The organism is Streptomyces geranii, assembly GCF_002954775.1.
GTDB classification, from domain to species: domain Bacteria; phylum Actinomycetota; class Actinomycetes; order Streptomycetales; family Streptomycetaceae; genus Streptomyces; species Streptomyces geranii.
In genome coordinates this window covers 1-6,158 of sequence record NZ_PJME01000101.1, presented here as the reverse complement: position 1 = coordinate 6,158, position 6,158 = coordinate 1, and the positions used below count along the sequence as shown (strand labels likewise).

Here is a 6,158-nt window from a genome sequence, read left to right as displayed (position 1 = left end):
CGCCCCGGTTTCCTCGCCCCCGCCGCCCCTACCCGGTCCCATCCCTGGGGGGTGCCGGCCGGCGCTTGGTTTTTCAGCCCGTCCGGCGGTTGAGGACGGAGGGGGGTCTGGGGGCGCAGCCCCCAGGGATGGGACGGGTAGGGGCGGCGGGGGCGAGGAAAACCCCCACGTCACCCACCCAACACACCCAACGCCCGCCGAGCCACCTCCCGCCCGATCGGCAGCGAAGCCGTCGCCGCGGGCGAAGGTGCGTTCAGGACATGCACCGCCCGCGCCCCCTCCCTGATCAGGAAGTCATCCACCAGCGTCCCGTCCCGCAGCACCGCCTGCGCCCGCACCCCCGCCGCCGCAGGCACCAGATCCCCCTCGGTCACCACCGGCAACAACCTCCGCACCGCCCGCGCGAACGCCCTCTTCGACACCGACCGCCGCAGCTCCCCACCCCCGTACCGCCAATGCCGCGCGGCGATCCGCCAGGACCCCGGCCACCCCACCGTCGCCCCCAGCTCCCGCACCCGCACGGTCCCCCACCCGTACCCCTCGCGCGCCAGCGCCGGTACGGCATTGGGCCCGATGTGGACGCTCCCGTCGATCCCCCGGGTCAGATGCACCCCGAGGAACGGGAACGCCGGATCCGGCACCGGATACACCAGCCCCCGCACCAGCTCGGGCCGCGCCAGCGTGAAGTACTCGCCCCGGAACGGCACGATCCGCATCCCGGGCTCGTCGCCGGTCAGCCGGGCCACCTCGTCGCAGTACAGCCCGGCGCAGTTGACCAGCACCCGGCCCCGCACGATCTCGTCGCCCCTGGGCCCAGCCGTCCGCACGGCCACCCCGAGGTCCGCCCGCCGGTCGACCTGGACGACCCGGGCGTCGTACCGGATCTCGGCCCCGGAGGACTCGGCCAGCTGCCGGGCGACCGCCACGTAGTCGCAGATCCCCGTCGTCCCCACGTGTATGCCGGCGAGGCCGCGCACCTCCGGCTCGTACTCCCCGATCTGGGCGGGGCCCAGCTCCCGTACCGGAATGCCGTTCTCCCGGCCTCGCTGCACCAAGGCGTGCAGCCGGGGCAGCTCGTCCCGCTCCGTCGCGACGATCAGTTTGCCGGTGACGGCGTGCGGGATGCCGTACTCCGCGCAGAACTTGACCATCTCGGCGGCGCCCCGCACCGCGTACCGCGCCTTGAGCGACCCGGGCCGGTAGTAGATCCCGCTGTGGATCACCCCGCTGTTGCGGCCTGTCTGGTGCCGGGCCGGCCCGGACTCCTTCTCCAGCACCGTCACGCGCGTCCCCGGCGCGGCCCGCGTGATCGCATACGCCGTCGACAGCCCGACGATCCCCCCACCGACCACGAGCACATCACAGTCGTACGCCACCACCGGCACCACCTCCCACCCCCGATAGTGCACTGCACCACTGACACTCACTTCAAACACCGGGAACGACAGCAGACGCAAGGGGCGCGGGGAACTGCGCGACCAGCCACGATCGGCCCGCAGCCGCAGAACGCACCGTCACCACGCAGACGAGAAGGCGAAGATCCTTAAGCCGGAGTCATCAACAACGGCCGAGCCCGCTCCCGCAACTCCACCACCCGGGGTTCATCCCCGTACGGCTCCAACCGATGCAGAAGATCCTTCACGTACTCGGTGGTGCGCGCCGAAGAAATGCGCCCCGCAACCTCCACCGCCCGCACCCCCTGCTCGCACGCCGCATCGAGATTGCCCGACTCCAGCTCGGCGACCGCCGAGACGACCAGCCGCAGCCCGTGCGAGCGCACGAACTCCTCCGTCGGCCTCGACAGCGCCTGCTCCGTGAAACGGCGGACCTGACGCGGTGCCTTCAGGTCGCGGTAGCACTCGGCGGCGTCGGCGGCGAAGCGGTCGTACCCGTAGAAGCCGAGCCAGGTCGGGTCGTTGTCGCCGTCGCGGGCCCGCTCCAGCCAGCCCTCCGCGGAGCGCAGCGCCGCCCCGGCCGCGTGGGCGTCACTGGCACGCGCGTGTGCCCTCGCCTCGACCAGCCGGAAGAAACTCATCGTGCGGGCCGTCGCGAGGCCCCTGTTGCGCTCCAGGGCGGCCTGCGCGAGGTCGACGCCCTCGTCGCCGAAGCCCCGGTAGGTCGCCTGCAGCGACATCGAGGCCAGGACATAGCCGCCCAGGGGTACGTCCGCCGCCGCGCGCGCGAGGCGCAGCGCCTGGATGTAGTACCGCTGCGCCGCCTCCTGCTGCCCCGTGTCGAAGGCCATCCACCCGGCCAGGCGCGTGAGTTCGGCGGACGCGCCGAACAGTGCGCGTCCCACCTCGTCCGAGTACGAGCCCAGCAGCAGTGGCGCCGCCTCCACCCTTAAGCACTCGGGCACCATCGACGAACGCCAGTCGCCACCGCCGTACTTGGAGTCCCAGCGCCGGGCGTCCTCCGCGGCCTCCCGCAGTTTCTGCACGTCGCTGTGGCCGACTTTCAGCGGTGCTCCCGTGCCCTCGGAGAGGAGTGCGTCGCGTGCCACCGAGCTGTCGGCCGGGGTTATCAGCCACCGTGAGGCAGGCGTTGCGTATGCGCTCACTGCGAACGATCCGGCGAGCGACTGCCAGATGCCGCCGGATCCTGCGCGGCGGCCCGCGAGGTCGAGACGGTAGAGGTCGGTGGCCGAGCGCACCGCCTGTCCGACGTCCCGGGGGAAGGCGAGGCCCACCTCCGGCGCGGGATCGGCGTCGGCCAGGCCGATCTCGTGGAGCGGCACAGGCCGGCCCAGCTTCTGGCCGATGGCCGCCGCGATGAGGTGCGGCGCGGCGCCCTGCGGCACCATGCCCTTCGACACCCAGCGCGCCACCGACGTCTTGTCGTAGCGAAGAGTCAACCCGCGTTGAGCGCCAAGGTCGTTGACGCGACGCGCGAGTCCTGCGTTGCTGATTCCCGCGAGGGCGAGAACGGCGCCGAGTTTGTCGTTCGGCCCGCGTTGCTCCCTGGACATGCGCCACCCCTCGACACAGACGGCTGCCGCGCTGGCATAACCATGCGGCATTCGTAAACCCAGCGTAGTTCGCCGCATCCCAAGCGTTAAGAGGCATTGTTCCGGATGGCGGGATTGTGGTCCGTACGGAAGTTCTGGGGATGTACGCACCGTCGCGACGTGCCCCCGCTGTGTGGCCGTGCGCCTGTGCGTGCGCTCTTCTCCGGCCATGACGGGAGCGCTTCCATGGATTCCGCGTGGGTCGGCCCGCTGTACTGGATCCAGTGGGCTGGGGGACACCGCCGCCTACATCCCCGCGGGCGGCGGACCGGTCCGGGAGGCGAACTCCGCCTCCCGGACTGTGCGTGGACTCTGCCCTCCGCAGAGCCTGTACGGAGCGTGCTCAAGCCTGTCCCGGCTTCGCCAAGTTGGCCGAAAATCGACCCCGCCAACCTTGGGCGATTACCCCTCCCACCACGGAAATTGAGGGCGCATGGGGCGTCTTTGGGGAGCGTAACGGGGGCGCATTCAGGTCGTGGTCGGGCCGTGGTCAGGTCGTTCTCGGGTCGCGGTCGGGTCGTGGTCGCGCGGCGGACTCCCTGATCGGCGGCCGGCGAACTACCCCTCAGGGGCTGGCGGCTGGGTCGGGCGGCAAGTCCGCCGATGACCAATATCCCAGCGCCGAAGCCCCGCGGGCCCCTCATCGAAACTCCTTGATCCAAACGTTGAAGTCCCTTGAATCGCGGGTGCGTTCGCGATCGCACGGGCATGTACCAGGGGGTGCACAGGAGTTCGCAGGGGCGCACTTCGGGGAGCGCGAGCGGCTCCGCCGTCCCTCCCAGGCGCGTCCTTCATGGCAGAGTGGTGCCGAGTTCGTACGGTGCACTGGTTGTCCACAGCCTGTGGAGGCGTCGATGCGGTGGTTGGTGGGATGGAGCAGCACCGCAGCTGTGGCCGCCAAGTACGCGACCGGGCCCGCCGGTTACGCGGCCGGCAGCGCCGGAGTCGGAAACGGAAGCGGAACGGGCGCCGGCTACACGGCGGGCGCGACCGGCCACGACGGCGAGACGGTCCACCCGGTCGGCTCCCAACTCCTCTGGGGAGACCCCGATCCGCTCTGGGCGGTCGGCGACTGGCGCCCCGACGAGGTGCGTGTCGTACAGGCCGACGAGCAGACCCGCATCGCGGTCCTCGGCACCTGCGGAGCCACGGACGAACAACTGCGGGTCGCGCTGTTCGCCGCCCGCGGCGGGGCACTTCGCCATCTGACGGCCTGGCCGGGCAGCTACACGGCCATCGTCCAGGTCGGCCGCCGGCTCATGGTCTGCGGCGACCTGGCGGGCGCGCGCCCGGTGTTCTACACCCCCTGGGCGGGCGGCACGGCCTACGCGACGGCCGCCCTCCCCCTCGCCGACCTCATCGAGGCCAACCTCGACTTCGGCCACCTGGCCGCCCTGCTCGCCGCCCCCGACGTACCGGCGGCCCTGCACGACTCGACGCCCTACGACGGCGTACGACGCATTCCGCCGGGGCACGCGCTGATCCTGCGCGCCGGGGCCCGGGAGATCGCCGGGTACGAACCGGTGGCCTCCCTCGCGGTCGCGGCGGCCTCCGTGGACCCCGACAGCGCGGTGGACGGCGTACGGGACGCCCTGGTCGAGGCGGTACGGGCCCGGCTCTCGGCCCCGCGCCATGTGCCCGACGCCAACATGGACCCCGGCCCGGTACCCGGGATGGGCCCGGCGGAACGACGTGCCGCGCGCGGGATGCCCGTACCGGGCATAGGGGCGGACCTCTCCGGCGGCCCGGCCTCCGGAACCCTCGCACTCCTCGCGGCGGGCCTGCCGGGCATGCCGGGCACCGTCCTGGGGCACGGCACGGGCGCGGGGGAGCGGCTGCTGGCGGTGACCTTCAACGACCTGGCGGTGGGCGGGCGCGAGGCGGAACTGGAGCGGGCGGGGACCCTGGCGGCCAACCCGCGCCTGCACCACGTAGTGGTGACAGGCGATGAGGACGTCCTCCCGTACGCCGACCTGGACGGCCCCCTGACGGACGAGCCGGGCCCGAGCCTGGTGACGGCGGCGCGTCACCGAGCCCGCCTGGCCTCCGGCAGCGCGGACCACTTCACGGGCTACGGCGCCCGCCAGGTCCTGGACGCCCACCCCGCGCGCCTCGCCGACCTCCTCATGGACCGCAAACGACGTCACCTGGTCCGCCCGGTGGCGGCGCTCGCGAAGGCCGACGGCTCGGTGATGGTCATGGTCCCCGCGCGTGTGTACGGCGCCGCCCGCAAACTCGCCCGCACGCCCTACAAGGCCGGCATCGAGAACCTCGCCGACCGCCTGATGCAGCGCCGCTTCGACGAGCCCGGGGGCGCGGTCGGCGCCTCCCTGGCGGCCCTCACCTGGGCCAGACCCGGCCCCGCCGCGCGCTGGCTGACCGGCGAGGCGCTCGCTGAAGTATCGGTTCGCCTGAACTGGTCGACGGACCGCGCGGGCGCCGGCGTGGGCCCCGGCCAACGCCCCGGCGACTTCCGCGCGCGGGCGGCACTGGCCCGCCAGGCGGCGGACGTACGCGTCCTGGAACAGGCGGCGGAGATCCGCTTCCAGCGCCTGCACACCCCGTTCCTGGACAACCAGGTGGTACGGGCCTGCAGAGCCCTCCCCGAGGCCCTACGGGTCCAGCCGGGAGCCAGGGCCTCGATCCTCCGTACGGTCCTGGAAGGCGCCGGAGTGACGGACCTGCCGCCAGGCTGGGGCGCACCGTCGCACGCGTCGACCGCGGCGGCGTCGAGAACGGGCCTGCGCGTATCGGTGGACCACCTGATGACCCTCTTCGACACCCCCCTGCTGGCGGAGGCGGGCCTGGTGGAGGCAAGGGTGGTCCGCAAGGCCCTGCGAGCGGCGGCAGAAGGCGAGCCCCTCCCACTGGACGGCCTGGCAGACCTGGTCTCCCTGGAACTATGGCTACGCCGCCTCCTCTCCCGCAGAGGCACCTGCTGGACAGGCACCCCAGCCCGCCAACGAGCCGTACCGGCGGGGATCACGCCCCAGCGGGGGGCACTGGGAGCGGGTGCACGCAGGTAGCAGGGGCGGTGTTTTCCCACCCACCCACCCACCCGTGGAAGGCGTTTACCGGGCACCCTCGAACCCCCCGGCGCCGACCGGCGCTCAGAGCTACTGGCCCGCACAGCCTCCCCGCCCACCCACCC

At 72.7% G+C, this 6,158-nt stretch carries 3 protein-coding genes; 1 reads left to right on the top strand and 2 read right to left on the bottom strand.

What is annotated here, in order from left to right; translation table 11 throughout:
• Positions 1 to 170 precede the first annotated feature (170 nt).
• Positions 171 to 1,409: an L-2-hydroxyglutarate oxidase gene (lhgO, locus tag CW359_RS44780; protein WP_198655623.1), complete on the bottom strand. Its 1,239-nt coding sequence runs from the start codon at positions 1,407 to 1,409 to the stop codon at positions 171 to 173.
• Positions 1,410 to 1,543: 134 nt separating this feature from the next.
• Complete coding sequence (locus tag CW359_RS44775; RefSeq protein ID WP_105976020.1) at positions 1,544 to 2,968, bottom strand: NsdA family TPR-like regulatory protein; 1,425 nt, start codon at positions 2,966 to 2,968, stop codon at positions 1,544 to 1,546.
• 893 nt (positions 2,969 to 3,861) lie between these two features.
• Between CW359_RS44775 and CW359_RS44770 the strand changes: the two genes are divergently transcribed.
• Positions 3,862 to 6,033 (top strand): asparagine synthase-related protein, encoded by a 2,172-nt coding sequence (locus CW359_RS44770; RefSeq protein ID WP_105976019.1) that lies wholly within the window; start codon positions 3,862 to 3,864, stop codon positions 6,031 to 6,033.
• Positions 6,034 to 6,158: the final 125 nt, after the last annotated feature.

Excerpts from the sequence above, each read along its gene's own strand:
- CW359_RS44775 (WP_105976020.1), bottom strand. The coding sequence starts at position 2,968 with ATGTCCAGGGAGCAACGCGGGCCGAACGACAAACTCGGCGCCGTTCTC.
- CW359_RS44770 (WP_105976019.1), top strand. The coding sequence starts at position 3,862 with ATGCGGTGGTTGGTGGGATGGAGCAGCACCGCAGCTGTGGCCGCCAAG.